Below are 14,669 nucleotides of genomic sequence, written 5' to 3'. Positions count from 1 at the left end.
CACGTGCGGGACGCCATCTGCGTCTCGGCAGCGAGCCGTTCATTCTATCGAAAGGAAGAATATCATGAGCGACAATCAGAAAGTACTCTACACCGGAAAGACGCATACGACCGGCGGCCGCGATGGCGCATCGCGTAGCTCCGACGGCCGCCTCGATGTCAAGCTTTCCTCACCAGGTAGCGCGGGACAAGGAACGAACCCCGAGCAACTGTTCGCCGCCGGTTGGTCCGCCTGCTTCATCGGCGCGATGGGCTTTGCTGCGAAGAGCCTTGCCGTTGCGCTTCCGACCGATCTCGCGGTCGACACCGAAGTTGATCTCTGCAGCAATACAGGCGGTTACGCACTTCAGGCGCGCCTAAACGTCAGCCTGCCCGGCGTCGATCACGAAACTGCTCGCGCGATTGTCGATGCGGCGCATCAAACCTGCCCGTATTCCAAGGCCACGCGCGGCAATATCAACGTCACCATAAACCTCGTCTGACGAGATAAGAAAAACGATGCCCCCGTCAGGCGGGACGTGATGTTGAGAAGCGGCAGCCGCAAAGGGCTGCCGCTTTTTTCTGGTCGAGCAGCATGTCACCGATGTGCGAGGCGGTTCAACCGCCGTTCAGCCGATGGCGATTTCGGCGACGAGGCCGCCGCCGTCGCGATTACGCAACGTCAGCGATCCGCCGATCGCTGTGACCAGTTGGACGGCAATGGCGAGGCCGAGGCCAGTCCCGCCAGTGTCGCGGTTGCGCGATTGCTCGAGACGGAAGAAGGGCTTGAGGACAGCTTCCAATTGATCTTCGGGGATGCCGGGACCGCGATCGAGCACTCTAACGACCACGTCGCTATCGGTACGGCGCAGTACCTCGATCTCGGCGCTGCCACCAAACTTAAGCGCGTTGTCGATGAGATTGGTCAGAACTCGTCTCAAGGCGTGCGGTCGGGTCATGATGGCGCCGCCGCTCATCTCTGTGATCGTCACGTCCTTGCCGGTATCCTGGTAATCGTAGACGAGGCTCTCGATGAACGAAGAAAGGTCAATGCGCGAGGCTTTTTCGACATTGCCATGGGCGCTGCGAGCATAGGCGACGCCTTCCTTGACGAGACGTTCGATCTCGCTGAGATCCTGCATCAGCTTGTCCCTGTCGCCGAAATCCTCGGCCATCTCCGCCCTCAGCTTCATGCGCGTGATCGGCGTTTGCAGATCGTGCGATATTGCCGCGAGGATCTGCACACGTTCCTCCAGATATTGGGCAATGCGCTCGCGCATTGCGTTGAAGGCGGTTGCGGCATAGGCGACTTCCCTCGGTCCCGTTTCGCTGAGGCGAGGGGCTTTCACATTCGGATCGAGCGTATCGGCTGCTTTTGCGAGGTTGACGAGAGGACGAATTGCCTGATGGACCGCAAACCAGCTGCAAAGCACCAGCAAAGCCAACTGCGCGGCCAACACGTAGGGCAGCCAATCGGCCAACGGCATGACGCCATGCGGGTTGATGTCTATCGTCAACGGCGCGCCATCGCTCAGGGTCAGATGTGCCTGGAGCCTCAGGGTGTTGCCGGGAACGGTCTCCACCTCGATGGGATATTTTGCACCGATCGCCGCCCGAACCATGGAAGCGATCTCGGTGGTGCGTGCGTCGAGCGCCGGATTGCCGGGCAGGCCCGCTCCCAGCACGAAACTATAACTGCCTCGATCAAGACGATCGAGCCAATCGGCTCGTTCGTCGGCCGGCAGCCGATCGAGAATGGCGATCGACGTTGCAACGTCGTTTTCGAGCGTGTTGAACATGACGGACTTGGCGGCCGCGTATCGTTCATAAAACAGCACCGTGAACGACATGGTATGCGCGATCGCTACCCCGGCAAGCAGGATAAGAAATAGCCGCGCCCCCAAGGTGCGCGGCCATAGGCGAAATCCATTCAGAAAGGCGTGTGTCGCCATCAGCGGGCCTCGGTGATCTCGATCGGCATGGAGAAGACATAGCCTTCGCTGCGGACAGTCTTGATATAGGTCGGTTCCCGGGCATCGTCGCCAAGACGCTGGCGGACGCGGCTGACGAGAAGATCGATCGAACGGTCAAAGAGCTCGGCGTCGCGGCCCTGTGTCAGGTTAAGCAGCTGATCGCGGTTGAGCACGCGCTGGGGGTGGTCGATGAAGACGCGAAGCAGCCGGTATTCGGCACCGCTGAGGCCGATCACCGTCCCGTCTGAATCGATGAGGTGGCGTGCCGTCGTGTCGAGCTTCCATTGGCCGAAACTCAGCAGTTGGCCGGCTTCCGACACCTGCAGGTTCGGCGGTAGCATGCGCGTGCGTCGAAGGACAGCCTTGACGCGGGCCAACAACTCCCGCGCCGAGAACGGCTTGGCGAGGTAGTCGTCCGCACCCATCTCCAGACCGATGATGCGGTCCATCTCGTCTGTGCGTGCTGTCAGCATGACGATGGGAACAGCCTTGTGTCGTCCGGCACGCAACTCGCGGCTAAGCACGAGGCCGTCGTCGCCCGGCATCATGACATCGAGGATGATCAGATCGACGGAGTTTGCTTCGAGAAAGGAGCGCATGTGCCGCCCGTCAGCGACTGCGGTTACGCGCAGGCCATTCTTCTTCAGGTAGCTCGATACGAGCTCCCTTATTTCGCGATCGTCATCGACGATCAGGATGTGGTCGATGTGCTCCATCGCGCGATCTCCGTGATTTTTCTGCTAGTGACGCCGTTGATGTGTCCGCCGTGTGTTTATCGCCTCATGGCTTGCATGGCGCTGTATCCAGCCAACCTTGAGATACATTTTGATACGATGTCCGCACGTTCATTTCGCCTGGTAAGTAATGGAAATCGCTCACGTCGCCATTGCTGATATGCTTGGCTGGCAGCTACTTGGCAAACAGGCTGTCGATCAGTTCGGTGGTCGAGCCTTGCCAAAGCTCGCCTTCTCCGGTTCCTGCCCACAGCGACAGGAAATCTGCCGAGCCCCTTGCTGCTGACGCGCCACGCAGGTCGCGCGTAAACTTGTTCTGGGCGGGAAACGGCATGACAGCGTCCATCTTCGGCGTCATCTCCTCCATGAAACGGTTCTCGATGCCTCGAGCGAATCGACCGGAGAAGACACGCGTCGTTCGGGTCTGTCGCTTTGGCGCACTGAGTGCCGACCTGTAAGGGGCCGACGTTCCCGCCTCGTGCGCTGCCAGAAAAGCCGTTCCCATCTGAACCGCCTGAGCGCCTGCGACGAGGGCGGCGCGAACGTCCGCAGCGGTCATGATGCCGCCTGCTGCAATCAACGGCACGTGCACCTTTCCCCTACATTGAGCGAGAAGGTCGTGAAGTCGGACTTCCGGATCGGCGGCGTCGGGCTCGAAGATGCCGCGATGGCCGCCGGCCTCGAAGCCTTGCAACGTGATCGCGTCAACATTGCTGTCTTCGAGGGCCCGCGCTTCCTGGAGTGAGGTCGCGGTCCCGATCAGCAGAATGCCGGCTTCTCGTGCGGCTTTCGTATGTTCGGCTGCCAATACGCCGAAGACGAAGCTGAATACAGCTGGCCGGATCTTTAGGACGGCTTCGAACTGGGCGTCGAAATCCTCCTCGAACGGTGCGGAGAACTGTGGGGACGCTAGCCCGAGTTCTGAGCGATAGCCGGCAGTGGCGGCAATCGCTCGCTTCACCGCAGCCGGATCGACCGTTGGAGCGGGGTGGGGAATGAAGAGGTTGATCGCGAAGGGCTTGTTTGTGCGCTGTCGGACCTTGTCGGCAAATTCGACGATCGTGGCGGGATTGGAGTAGGCGGCGCCGACGGAGCCCAGCGCGCCGGCAACCGATGCTGCTACCACCAGTTCCGGCGTTGAGGGGCCGCCAGCCATTGGCGCGACAATAAGGGGATATTTCAATCCGAGCTGGCGAAGGGGTTCGCTGTCGACTTCTGTTGGCACGTCCGATCTCCTTGTCCAGCACTGGGGAATTCGTCGGTTTGGCAGGTTATGCTGTCCGGACAGGCCTGAGGAATGCCGCAGGCTGCCGGTCCGGCGATTATTTGCGCCTATTGTCTTGCTTTCACAAGGAGCTTGACTTCAGCCGCGAGGGCGGAGGAGCGATCGCGGACGGCACGACGCTGGCGCTAGTGGCTCATCAGCAGGGGAACTGTAGCGTGGGAGAGCAGCCGATAGGTGACGCGGCCGAGAAGCAGTTCGAGCAGATAGCCGTGCTTGAAGGCTCCGGTCAGAATGCAGGTGGCATTCACCGATGCACCAAAGTCGAGGATGGTGTTGCCGACCGAGCGGCCTGTTGAGGAGGTCACGACGATCTCCGCATCGAGCCCCATCTGGCGGCAGATTTCCCTGGCGGTGGTTTCGTAGTGCCTGTTCGGCTTGTCGTCGACGCAGAGCACCGTAATGCGGTCGGCAGCGGCAAGCCAGCGCCTGGCGGCGACGATCGTGCGCCGTGCGTGGTCGTGCGGCTTCCAGCCGATCAGCACGTGGTCAAGCAGACGTCCGCGATAACCATTGGCCGGCGGGATGAGCACGAGCTTACCCTCATGGAAGAGGACGTTATGGAAAACATCACGGGCATCGAGATTGCCCCGATAGGGAGTGACGACAAGTGATGCGTTCCGGCAGACGCTGCCCACGCAGCGGCGGAGGTCGCCCTGGTAGTCGCCAAGCACCAGGCTTTGCCGGTGCGGCGCGCTCAGTTTCCATTCGTCGAACAGCTGTTTGACGCGCTCGAACCGCTCGTGCGGCGAGCCTTCGTCCAGGTCCCGCAGCATCTGCAATTCGATTTCCTCGGCTGAGACCAGCATCGCCAGCGGATCGGCGCCGATATGGACGGCGGCGATGCTGTCCTGCACCGCATCAGCCGCATCGTCGGCCAGATCGAGGCAGGACTGTGCCGAGGCGGGATCGGGCAATAGCACAACGATATCGGCATGTTCGGTGAGATCACGAACGTTGCGCGGCACGGCGGCTGGATCAGGCGGGTTGAAGCCTTTTGACCAGTTGCCGTCGGTCGTTGTCGTGATCACTGTGGCCCTCCTTCGTGGATCGGCCTGAAAAATCTACCCCTGGAACAATACGCCAATCTGATCGGTGTTGAAATCGTCTTGGCGCCCAAAGGCGATCTATTTTAAGCGCCAAAGCCAGTGCCGAGACCGGTCGCGACGCCAATTCCGGCGGTCTTGCGCCTTGATTGCGACCTGCTAGAATCTGTTGCGGCAAGCTTTTGTGTTGGCTGCATTTTTTGTTCCCTCTGGCCATGTAGGGCGCGCGATGGAAACGCCAGTTATCCCAAAACTGAGCTACGGCGCGGAACCCGGATTGCGTTTCGCCCTGCTTTTGAACGGCTGTGGCGGTTGCACGCAGTTGGACATTGCTGAGGCGCGGCGATGGAAACCGGAAGACGGGATCATCTGGCTGCATCTCGAGCGTGACCATGCGGCAGCTGCCGATTGGGTCAAGAAGGAAAGCGGCCTCGATAGCTTCGTGACGGAAGCCCTGCTCGAAGAGGAGACGCGACCGCGTGTCGAGCCTGTCGATGACGGCCTGTTGATCATCCTTCGGGGCGTATGTGCGACCGCCCCCGACGAGGAACCGGAGGAGAGGACCGACATCGATCTCGTGCCGCTTCACCTGTGGGTCGACGTCAACAAGGTCATCTCACTTCGAGACAGCGGACATTATATCACGGCACTTCGCGACATCCGCCTCGCCCTCGAGAAGGGCAAGGGTCCACAGCGCACCGGAGACCTGTTGGCGCTGATCGGCGACAAGCTTGTCCGTGACTTGGAGCCGGTGCTCGACTCGATGGACGAGGAAGTGGATGAGCTCGACGACATGATCTTTCACGGTGAGGCTGGCGAGGTGCGCGAGCGTCTCAAGCTACTGCGCCGGCGTTCCGTGCAGCTGCGCCGCTATCTGGCACCGCAGCGCGACGCACTAAACCGCATCGAACACGACGACGCGCCGTGGCTGCTCGAGCGTGACAAGCTGCGGATGCGTGAGGTGATCGACAAGCTGATGCGGTTCATTGAGTACCTCGATGCGATCCGGGACCGCACGGGGATCCTCCACGACGACCTCTCGACAGTGATCAGTGAGCGTATCGCGCGAAATTCCAATCGGCTGGCGGCGCTGGCCGCCCTGCTGCTGCCGCCTAGCGTCGTCGCCGGCCTGTTCGGGATGAATGTCGGAGGTATTCCGGGGGTCAATGACACCTGGGCATTCGTCATCATCGTGGCGTTTGTGACGATCACCTCCATTGCAACGCTTTGGGTGCTTCGACGGATCGGTTGGCTTTAGGCAGTGGTCGCGTCAGGTGCGAATGGCATTGCGGGTTGTGAGCATGCGCCACCCGCAATGCCGCGCCGATCAATTCGATGCAAAGCAGTAGAACAGGCCGTCGCCTCCGGTCCCGTTGAAGGCTTTCACCGTGCAGCCGCCGCGTGTCGGATGCGACGAGTTCCACGATTTGGCTTCCGCCGAGTCGTTCAGTCCCGTCCGGTCGCTATGGCCCACGATCGCGACACCGTCTTCGCCGCCCATCGTCCAATTTCCGCAGGTCTCAGGCGCCGCAGTACCATCAGCCTTTGAACCGGTCAGCATGTCGTGGCGGTTCGGCGTGTCCCCACGGCCGTTGATGACCGCACCTTTCTCGCTAAGCGCGGTCTGTTTGGTCAGGTTGTTCTTGTCGCTGTGCAGGGAGGCCACGTCGTCGGCGATTTTTTCGCCTTTGGCGTTATACCATGGCCCGGAACCGATGCGATCCTTGGCGTTTTCAGCGTCGGTAGACAGATAGGCCTTCCAGGTCTTGCCGGTCGAACCGGCGGCTGTGGCAAGCGTGTTGCAATATGCGTCCGCGCCGGCGAGGCCGCCGAGATCGCCGCCCTTGCCCGGATTTACACTGGTCACGAAGAAACTCATGGCGTTGTCCTGAGCGTAGACTGCGCCGGCCGAAAGGGCCAAAAGGGCCGCGATATAGGCAAACCTGCGTTTCATGGCGTCTCTCCCTGGTTGAATTTCTACCGGGACGAAGGGTATTGCAGGTAAACCTCGGCGTAAAATCGAAATCGCGTGATAGGGCGATCCCCCTTGGTAGGGTCAAGGGGAGGGGCAGGCGCGGTGGGCTGGTTTTGGTACTGTCAGCGCAGTCTATTCCGCGGCCTCTTCCGGGTGGCTGATCGAGCCACGAACGACACCATACTGGCTACCCCAGCGATCGGTCATCGTGCAGCGGATATCCCATAGCTCGGGAAAGAACCGGTGCCGAGCGCCGCCTTCCAGCATTTCGACGGGGCGACCCTTGAGCGATTTGGAGCCAAGGCCGATCGAGCGGTGGATCAGGTAAAGGTGGTTTGCGCGGAATTTCTGGAACAGCTCGTCGAATTCAACCAGGGCCTCCGCGACGACATAGCTGTCCCCGTGGTCGTATTTGCCATCATAGATATCGTCGATCGTCAGATTCCGGCCGTCGAGATAGGCGGCCTGGAAAGCTCGCCAGAGATCGGGTGGCATTCGTAGCAGGAGCTTGAAGCCAGGCGACTCCTGACCGCTGCCGTTGCCGAGCTGAAGCCGGACTTGCTGGTATTCCTTGGGCGACATCGTTTCGAGAAGGTCGAGTTGCGCCGTCATCATCCGCATCAGGCGGTGGACGCGGCCCATCAGCGTCACGACGCGATGCGTGTTTTCCTTCTCCAGATAATCGATGACGTCGACCAGTGAATAGGCAATCAGCTTCATCCAAAGTTCTTCAACCTGGTGGACAATCTGGAATTGCAGCTCATCCGCATTCGCCATCTCCGCCAGGGGCTTCTGACAGCTGAGCAGCCTGTCGCACTGCAGGTAGACGCCGTAGTCGCGCATGTCGGGCGCTTCGATGCGGGCGTAGTAATCTTCCTTGTTCATGAATGCTGCTCCGGAGTGTCGTTGGCCTACAACTATCCAGTCTAGGCGCTTTGACTTGAACATTGGTCCTTTCTGTTATCAAAATGCAGAGATGTGCAGAACGACTGCCAACATAGAAGGCGATTCATGGAACAAATGACACTCGATGCGCTTGATCGAAAGATCATCGGTGCGCTGGAGGCCGATGCCAGGATTTCTTTTGCCGCGCTGGCGGATCATGTCGGTCTCAGCAAAACGCCCTGCTGGAAACGTGTGAAAGCGTTGGAAGATGCGGGCATCATTCGCGGATATGCGGCCCGGCTTGATCCCGCAAAGCTTGGGTTCGGCATCGAAGCCTTCATTCAGGTCTCGATCGATTTCGAAGTGTCGGAGGAGTTTGAGGCCGCGGTCCGCCGGCACCCGCTCATCTGGCGTTGCCACGCAACGACCGGTGAAGCCGACTATCTCCTGCATATCGTCGCGGTCGACATGGCGGCCCTGGACAGGATGCTTCGGGAAGAATTGAGCCGCCTGCCGGGAGTGAGGCGCACGATCACGTCAATGGCAATGCGCGAGATCAAAGGCGAAATCTCGTTCGCCGCTGCGCAAAGCCGCACACAATCGACGAAACGCTGATCGAGCTAGCCTTTCGTTTCAGTCAAGTCGCCGTGATTTCAATTTCTCGTTCTTGACAATGGATTTGCCCGGCAAATATCTGTGGTGACCGGCTTCAGACGCAAGGCCTCAGCACAGCATGATCGACACCCGCTTTTCGACTGCTCTACAGATTGTCATCAGTGTGGCCGTCAACGAAGAGGCAAACCTCCGGACCACAAGCCAATCACTTGCGCAGGGCCTTGATACAAGCGCGAGCTTCGTCCGCAAGCTGTTGCAGCCGCTCAATGAAAGCGGCATTCTCGCCACTGCCCAAGGCGGCAAGGGCGGTATCAACCTAGCGCGACCGCGCGACCAGATATTGCTCAGCGAGATCTATGCTGCCGTGACCGGCGACAAGAAAATCTGGGCAACCCGCCACGATATTCCGCACGAGGGGCTCGTAGGGGAGAATATCGGCGACCTCTCGGAGTTTCTTTGCGATCGGGCAGAACAGGCCGTCGTCGACATGCTGGGTTCAGTGACCATCGATGATAGCGTCGCGGAGCTGCGTCGCCTCGAGGCGAAGAAATCTGTCGACCACGAGCAGCCGGCGGATGCGAGCCTTGCCCCCGATCGTCACGCCGCCGAATAGTTTCACAGAGTGAAAGGGGCGGCCGGGCAGGGAACCCGAGCCACCCCTCCTAACTGATCGGAGGTCAATCTGATCAGAAACTTTCAAGCGCGGCGCCGCGCTGCCACTCCCTGTGACCTTAACCACAGAGAGAGGCGGAAACGCGGCGCCGCTTTTGATTAGAATGCGCGCTGGAGGCGGAAGAAGCCCGTCGTCACGTCGTCGATGTTGTCGCCGTCGAGGTAGTTGACGGTTGCCTTGGCGTAGAAGTTGTCGACGATCTGATAGTCAACCGTCAGACCGACCTTCCAAGCGTCGTTGTCCGAGAAGTCAGCGTCGGTAGCGGCGTTAACTACGCCGTAGCTGCCGTAATACTGAGCGGCCGGGGTGATCTTCAGCTTGTCGGTGGCCTTGATAGCGTATTCTGCGGCAATCGCCCACTCGGAAGCAGAGTAATACGCGCCCGGAGCGGACGCCCAGACGGCTGCGAGACCGAGGGTGCCCGGACCAACGGCAACGGTGCCCATGGCGCGGACAGCGCCGGCTTCGTTGTCGGTGTCGTAACCAGCGGTTACCTGGTAGGAGAAGATGCCTGCCTTGCCGCCGATGCCGATTGCTACGCCGACGTTGTTCGGAACTTCGCCGTTGTAGAACGGGCTGTCTTCCAGCTCGTCGACGCTGATGCCGGCGTAGAAATCCGTGGCTTCATACTGATAACGGATCGAGTTGTGCAGCGTAACCTTGCTGCCGATGTCGTCCGTTTCGCCCGAGAGACCATCGTCCCACCAGCTGTAGAACAGACCGGCGCGGAAGCCGGCGATGTCGATGTAAGCGGAGTCCAGGATCGCGTTCTGATCACGAGCGTTGTCAGCATTGTGCTGCAGAACGATCACGCCTGTGAGCGGGCCGTATTCAGTGTCGCTCTTGGCGGTAAACTGAACCTGGCCGCGGGTCACTGCATCCCAGTCGGACGTACCGCCCCGGTTGCCGCTTACACTGCCGTTGACGGCGTCCGGGCCGGCGTTAACCTGGAAACGGATGTAACCGCTGATCTTCAGGCAGGTTTCGGTGCCGGGGATGTAGAAGTAACCGCTGCCGTAAGCGTCGCACACGCGAACGTATTCAACCGGCTCCGGCTCGGCAGCAACGATGGCGTCAGCGGCCTGGGCGCTCGAGAAGGCAGCCAAAGCCGCCGCCGAGCTCATAAGGATCATCTTAATGTTCATTCTCAGTCCAATCTTCTGTCGATTGGGCACAGGTCATCACTGCCGAAAACCGGCCTCTACCTACCCCAAATTGTTTCGTACAAGCCCTCGCGGGAAACGCGGTACGTCCGCGGCGCCAAATTACATTTCCGATTAAATGTATCAATAATAGATACAGTCAAAATTGAGTTTTGCTGCAAGGCGGAAATTGGGTGTTGCGCAAACGCAACGATCGGCTCTCGCGCAAAAGCATATTTACTACCGCAGGCTATAACCAGTTGTTACTCAACACGTTTTTGTAATGGATGTTATCTGGGCAATAATGCTGCGTCGCAGCATTTCGCCACGGGATTGCGTCCATCCTTTCTTCAACCCTCCCCGAATCACAACGAAGCGTGCCTCGCTGGACTCCTCTCATCGAGAAGGGCGGCCGTGACGGAATCGCCGCCGTCGAGCCTCAACGCGCCGTGCGCGTCGATCAAGTGTTCCAGCAGATTGCTCAGCCCGTCACTGAAGTGGCGGCTCGCCTCGGCAGCTTCCTGGCTCGCAAGCGTCGTGGAACCTATGATTCGAATGCCGAAGATGTCGGTCGTCTCGTCGGCTCTGGTCAGCGCGCAATTCCCGCCAATTTCGGCGGCGAGATCCACAATGACCGTTCCAGGGCTCAACTGTGAGAGCATCTCTTCGTTAAGCAGCACGGGGGCAGAGCGACCGGGATACATTATGTTGGTGGTGATCAGTTGCATCTTCGACAAGGCACCGGAGAGGTCTTGACGAAGCCGCGCAAGTTCTTGCTCTGAAGAGGTGCCGAGAAATTTAGCGCCAAGCCGCTCGATCTTTGCCTGCGAATCCTTCGCGAGGCCAAAGCCATAGGTTAGGGCGCCGAGGCGACGTGCAGTCGCCAGTGCCTGCAGGCTTGCTGGGTCGCTGCCCAAGGCGGCCATTTTAACCGGCCGCACGAAGCTTCCGTCAGCCAACAGCATCGGATGCGAAATGCCGAACTGCCTCGCCGCCTCCAGGACAGCCGCGTGGCCCGTGATGGCGGCCTGCCTCGAAGAAATATCGGCACCCTTCTGGCCCGACATCCCGGAAAGCCGGGCGATGTCGAGATGGAGCGGCTGTTGCCTGGCTAGCGGGACGGCGACCTGGCCCGGTTTCGAGCCAAGGAAAAGCAGAACCGCTGCCGCTGGGAAAACTCGCGCGGCGATTGGCTGCCGCACGCTCACGAATAGATCCGAAGAGGACGCCATCTCGGCAAAATCGGCGGGCTCTGCGCCGGCAGCAATGTAGCCGTCGTCTGAATGGCCGGCGCCAACGCCGCAGCCGGGCTCGAAACGAAATGATATGCGCTCGGAAAGGCGCCCAACGTCATCCGGCGTCAACGCAACGCGGCGCTCACCGGGATGTGTTTCCCGAAGCAACCCGGCACGGACTCGGATAAGCTTAGACATTCATCGCTCTGAAAGAAGGGTAAACAGGGACTGTGGGCGCGCGAGCGATATAGTCTGTCTATTCCATAGTTTTATGACAGTTTCGTAATTTTATTTTGGGCAGTTTCGATCATTTTTCCCCGCGCGCAACTACTGATAAGTCTTTCATTTTATTGCATACTGTGTGCAGCTTGCATGAGTAACTTCGAATAAGGTTGCTCGCGGTGCGAGCGCAGGTTTTGCCCGGAAGCATTTGGATGTAATGGTCAGTCATTGGGCGCGTGGATGCTGGAGGCATTGGTGAATTTCTATTCGGTTTATGATCAGGGTTTTGTCCGCGTGGCCGCCTGCACGCCGAACTGCGAAATCGGCGATCCAGACTTTAACGCGCAAGCAACATTGGAACTGGCCCGTCAGGGACATGCCGCGGGCGTTGGCCTCATGGTGTTTCCCGAACTTGGAATCTCCAGCTACTCGATCGATGACCTGCTGGGGCAGGATGCCCTGCTCAAGGGCGTGGACGCGGCAATAGCCGAGATCGCCCGGTCAAGCCGCGATCTTACACCTGTTCTTCTCGTTGGCGCTCCGCTGCAGACTGGCGGTCGGCTCTACAACTGCGCCGTCGCCATTCACGCCGGTCGTATTCTTGGCGTCGTCCCGAAAATGCACCTGCCGAACTATCGCGAGTTCTACGAAAAACGCTGGTTTGCGTCCGGGCGGGGCGTCCGCGGCGACAGCATTCGCGTCGCCGGCGAGACTGTACCTTTCGGAACCGATCTGATCTTTGCAGCCGAGGATATGGATGATTTCGTTCTCCATATCGAGATCTGCGAAGATCTTTGGGCACCGGCGCCTCCGAGCGATTTTGGCGCACTGGCAGGTGCGACGATTCTCGCCAACCTTTCGGCCAGCAACATCACCGTTGGAAAGGCCGATACACGTAAGCTCCTGTGCTCGGCGCAGTCGGCGCGCAGCCTGTCTGCCTATGTCTATTCGGCAGCGGGCCCCGGCGAATCGACGACGGACCTCGCATGGGATGGTCAGGCCTGCATCTACGAACTCGGTACTATGCTTGCTGAAACCGATCGTTTCCCGATGTCATCGCAGATGTGCGTGGCGGATATCGATGTCGAGAGATTGCGGCTGGAGCGGCTGCGGACCGGGACCTTCAATGATGCGGCGACGCTCAATCTGACCGCCGAACGAGCGTTCCGGCGTGTGGCTTTCCAGTTCAAGAAGCCGAAGGGCGATATCGGCCTGAAGCGCGACGTTGCCCGCTTCCCGTTCGTGCCGGCGGATGAAAGCCGTCTTGACCAGGATTGCTATGAAACCTTCAACATCCAGGTTCAGGGGCTGATGAAGCGGCTGCGTTCTACCGGCGTCAAGCGGCTTTGCATCGGCATTTCGGGCGGTCTCGATTCCACGCATGCGTTGCTCGTGGCGGCCCGTGCCTTCGATCAGCTTGGCTGGCCGCGCTCTGACATTCTCTGCTTCACCATGCCGGGATTTGCGACAGGTGACGCCACCAAGTCGAACGCCTGGGCGCTGATGCGCAGCATAGGCGTCACGGCGGAGGAAGTGGACATAAAGCCGTTGGCCCTTCAATTGCTCAAGGACCTGAAGCATCCGTTTGCAGGCGGCAAGCCGGTCTACGATACGACGTTCGAAAACGTTCAGGCTGGTCTGCGGACAGACTTTCTGTTCCGTGCCGCGAACCAGCGCAGTGCACTGGTGCTCGGAACCGGAGACCTGTCGGAAATCGGGCTCGGCTGGTCCACCTATGGCGTTGGCGACCAGATGAGCCATTACAACGTCAACGCATCGGTGCCGAAGACATTGATCCAGCATCTGATCCGCTGGGTTATTCGCTCCGGAGATTTCGACGCCGAAGCAAACGCGACATTGGAAAGCATCCTTGGCACGCTGATTTCGCCGGAGCTGGTCCCTGCCGATGAGAATGGCGTCATGCAGAGCACGGAGGACAAAATCGGACCCTACGATCTGCATGACTTTGCACTTTACTACACGACGCGTTTCGGCCTGCGTCCTTCGAAGATCGCCTTCCTTGCCTACAATGCCTGGCGCGATGCCGAGGCCGGAATCTGGCCGCCACACTTTCCCGCCGACAAGCGCCGCAGTTTTGATCTGCCTGTCATCAAGCACTGGATGGAGGTTTTCCTTTTCCGGTTCTTCACGATCAGCCAGTTCAAGCGGTCGGCATCGCCAAACGGCCCGAAAGTGACGTCGGGCGGTTCGCTGTCGCCGCGTGGCGATTGGCGCGCGCCGTCCGACGGCAACGCACGGATATGGCTGAAGGAATTGAAGGCCAACGTTCCTGAGATAAAAGGGTAGGGCGAACGCGCCTTGCAAAAGCCATTCGTCGCGGCAGATATGATCGAGAAGAACACTGAGGCCGCGGTGAAACGTGACAGATGAAACTTGTGCCCCTGATGATCTGCCTCGCTACGAGATTCGCCAGGAACCACGTGGCGGGTGGACGATTGTCGACACATTGACCTCCTTGCCGGCGGCAACGGACGGCAGGGACTTCGTTGGCCTCAGCAAGAGGGATGCGGAGGACATCGCCCGTGAACTGAACCTCAGCGCAGCCGAGGGCCGTGATCCCCTGATCTGATCTGACCTCTCAGGGAACTTGCCGAACACCGGCCGCGTTTCGGTGCCAGAGGTGCGACGATGACCGCCAATGACAACAGGCCGGACGACCATTCCACCGAACGGCACACCGCCTACGAAGCGCAGGAAAGGGCTCTGTCGAGAGAAGGGCGCAGTCTTTCTGCCTGGGCGTTGCTAATCGCGGTTGTCTTCGTGGTCGCGGTGATCGTCGTGGCATTCAGCGTTTGGACGGGCGGCGGCACCAGCCCGGCGCCGAGAGCGCCGGCAGGAGCCAGCAGCCCCAGCGCTGCTCCACCGCCGACGCAAAACACGAACTGAGC

At 59.8% G+C, this 14,669-nt stretch carries 15 protein-coding genes; 7 read left to right on the top strand and 8 right to left on the bottom strand.

The features are described 5' to 3' along the window. Positions 1-64: 64 nt before the first annotated feature. On the top strand, positions 65-481 hold the full coding sequence (locus tag FHX16_RS09555; protein WP_183861655.1) for an organic hydroperoxide resistance protein: 417 nt from the start codon (positions 65-67) through the stop codon (positions 479-481). Between the two features lie 126 nt (positions 482-607). On the opposite strand, the gene FHX16_RS09550 is transcribed toward FHX16_RS09555, so the two are convergent. The 4 genes from FHX16_RS09550 to FHX16_RS09535 form a co-directional block, all read right to left on the bottom strand. Then, entirely contained in the window at positions 608-1,930 is a 1,323-nt protein-coding gene (locus tag FHX16_RS09550) for an ATP-binding protein (RefSeq protein WP_259127301.1), read from the bottom strand. After that, on the bottom strand, positions 1,930-2,667 hold the full coding sequence (locus FHX16_RS09545; protein ID WP_183861652.1) for a response regulator: 738 nt from the start codon (positions 2,665-2,667) through the stop codon (positions 1,930-1,932). The genes FHX16_RS09550 and FHX16_RS09545 overlap by 1 nt, the downstream gene beginning before the upstream one ends. 193 nt (positions 2,668-2,860) lie before the next feature. Next, complete coding sequence (locus FHX16_RS09540; protein WP_183861650.1) at positions 2,861-3,910, bottom strand: nitronate monooxygenase family protein; 1,050 nt, start codon at positions 3,908-3,910, stop codon at positions 2,861-2,863. Positions 3,911-4,095: 185 nt separating this feature from the next. Next, complete coding sequence (locus tag FHX16_RS09535; protein WP_183861648.1) at positions 4,096-4,998, bottom strand: universal stress protein; 903 nt, start codon at positions 4,996-4,998, stop codon at positions 4,096-4,098. 244 nt (positions 4,999-5,242) lie between these two features. Between FHX16_RS09535 and FHX16_RS09530 the strand changes: the two genes are divergently transcribed. Beyond that, positions 5,243-6,271 carry a CorA family divalent cation transporter gene (locus FHX16_RS09530; protein ID WP_183755532.1) on the top strand — a complete coding sequence of 343 codons (1,029 nt, stop codon included), beginning with the start codon at positions 5,243-5,245 and terminating at the stop codon, positions 6,269-6,271. A 69-nt stretch (positions 6,272-6,340) separates the two neighbouring features. Here FHX16_RS09530 and FHX16_RS09525 read toward each other — a convergent pair whose 3' ends face one another. Next, positions 6,341-6,967 carry a hypothetical protein gene (locus FHX16_RS09525; protein ID WP_183755533.1) on the bottom strand — a complete coding sequence of 209 codons (627 nt, stop codon included), beginning with the start codon at positions 6,965-6,967 and terminating at the stop codon, positions 6,341-6,343. A 153-nt stretch (positions 6,968-7,120) separates the two neighbouring features. Beyond that, positions 7,121-7,873: a tryptophan 2,3-dioxygenase family protein gene (locus FHX16_RS09520; RefSeq protein WP_183861646.1), complete on the bottom strand. Its 753-nt coding sequence runs from the start codon at positions 7,871-7,873 to the stop codon at positions 7,121-7,123. Between the two features lie 126 nt (positions 7,874-7,999). Here FHX16_RS09520 and FHX16_RS09515 point away from each other — a divergent pair, with 126 nt between their 5' ends. Both FHX16_RS09515 and FHX16_RS09510 read left to right on the top strand, forming a co-directional pair. Continuing rightward, positions 8,000-8,488 (top strand): Lrp/AsnC family transcriptional regulator, encoded by a 489-nt coding sequence (locus FHX16_RS09515; RefSeq protein ID WP_246712589.1) that lies wholly within the window; start codon positions 8,000-8,002, stop codon positions 8,486-8,488. A 118-nt stretch (positions 8,489-8,606) separates the two neighbouring features. Then, positions 8,607-9,101: an Rrf2 family transcriptional regulator gene (locus FHX16_RS09510; protein ID WP_183861644.1), complete on the top strand. Its 495-nt coding sequence runs from the start codon at positions 8,607-8,609 to the stop codon at positions 9,099-9,101. A gap of 158 nt (positions 9,102-9,259) precedes the next feature. Here the strand turns inward: FHX16_RS09510 and FHX16_RS09505 are convergent, their stop codons facing one another. Next, positions 9,260-10,306 carry a porin gene (locus tag FHX16_RS09505; RefSeq protein ID WP_259127275.1) on the bottom strand — a complete coding sequence of 349 codons (1,047 nt, stop codon included), beginning with the start codon at positions 10,304-10,306 and terminating at the stop codon, positions 9,260-9,262. Positions 10,307-10,668: 362 nt separating this feature from the next. Further along, positions 10,669-11,736, bottom strand: coding sequence for an NAD/NADP transhydrogenase subunit alpha (locus FHX16_RS09500; RefSeq protein ID WP_183861640.1), 1,068 nt, complete (start codon positions 11,734-11,736; stop codon positions 10,669-10,671). A gap of 279 nt (positions 11,737-12,015) precedes the next feature. Between FHX16_RS09500 and FHX16_RS09495 the strand changes: the two genes are divergently transcribed. From FHX16_RS09495 to FHX16_RS09485, 3 genes are all read left to right on the top strand, one after another. Beyond that, positions 12,016-14,067, top strand: coding sequence for an NAD(+) synthase (locus FHX16_RS09495; protein ID WP_183861638.1), 2,052 nt, complete (start codon positions 12,016-12,018; stop codon positions 14,065-14,067). A 73-nt stretch (positions 14,068-14,140) separates the two neighbouring features. Then, positions 14,141-14,350 (top strand): hypothetical protein, encoded by a 210-nt coding sequence (locus FHX16_RS09490; RefSeq protein ID WP_183861636.1) that lies wholly within the window; start codon positions 14,141-14,143, stop codon positions 14,348-14,350. 59 nt (positions 14,351-14,409) lie between these two features. Further along, positions 14,410-14,667: a hypothetical protein gene (locus tag FHX16_RS09485; protein ID WP_183755540.1), complete on the top strand. Its 258-nt coding sequence runs from the start codon at positions 14,410-14,412 to the stop codon at positions 14,665-14,667. The last annotated feature ends 2 nt before the right edge of the window (positions 14,668-14,669 follow it).

The sequence above is a fragment of the Rhizobium sp. BK661 genome, assembly GCF_024808825.1.
In the GTDB taxonomy this organism is placed as follows: domain Bacteria; phylum Pseudomonadota; class Alphaproteobacteria; order Rhizobiales; family Rhizobiaceae; genus Rhizobium.
This window is presented reverse-complemented; position numbering and strand designations above follow the sequence as displayed.

Bases quoted from the DNA above. Each gene is read 5' to 3' on its own strand.
- FHX16_RS09500 (WP_183861640.1), bottom strand. From the start codon at position 11,736: ATGTCTAAGCTTATCCGAGTCCGTGCCGGGTTGCTTCGGGAAACACAT.
- FHX16_RS09555 (WP_183861655.1), top strand. From the start codon at position 65: ATGAGCGACAATCAGAAAGTACTCTACACCGGAAAGACGCATACGACC.
- FHX16_RS09545 (WP_183861652.1), bottom strand. From the start codon at position 2,667: ATGGAGCACATCGACCACATCCTGATCGTCGATGACGATCGCGAAATA.
- FHX16_RS09525 (WP_183755533.1), bottom strand. From the start codon at position 6,967: ATGAAACGCAGGTTTGCCTATATCGCGGCCCTTTTGGCCCTTTCGGCC.
- FHX16_RS09510 (WP_183861644.1), top strand. From the start codon at position 8,607: ATGATCGACACCCGCTTTTCGACTGCTCTACAGATTGTCATCAGTGTG.
- FHX16_RS09505 (WP_259127275.1), bottom strand. From the start codon at position 10,306: ATGAACATTAAGATGATCCTTATGAGCTCGGCGGCGGCTTTGGCTGCC.
- FHX16_RS09520 (WP_183861646.1), bottom strand. From the start codon at position 7,873: ATGAACAAGGAAGATTACTACGCCCGCATCGAAGCGCCCGACATGCGC.
- FHX16_RS09530 (WP_183755532.1), top strand. From the start codon at position 5,243: ATGGAAACGCCAGTTATCCCAAAACTGAGCTACGGCGCGGAACCCGGA.
- FHX16_RS09485 (WP_183755540.1), top strand. From the start codon at position 14,410: ATGACCGCCAATGACAACAGGCCGGACGACCATTCCACCGAACGGCAC.
- FHX16_RS09515 (WP_246712589.1), top strand. From the start codon at position 8,000: ATGGAACAAATGACACTCGATGCGCTTGATCGAAAGATCATCGGTGCG.
- FHX16_RS09550 (WP_259127301.1), bottom strand. From the start codon at position 1,930: ATGGCGACACACGCCTTTCTGAATGGATTTCGCCTATGGCCGCGCACC.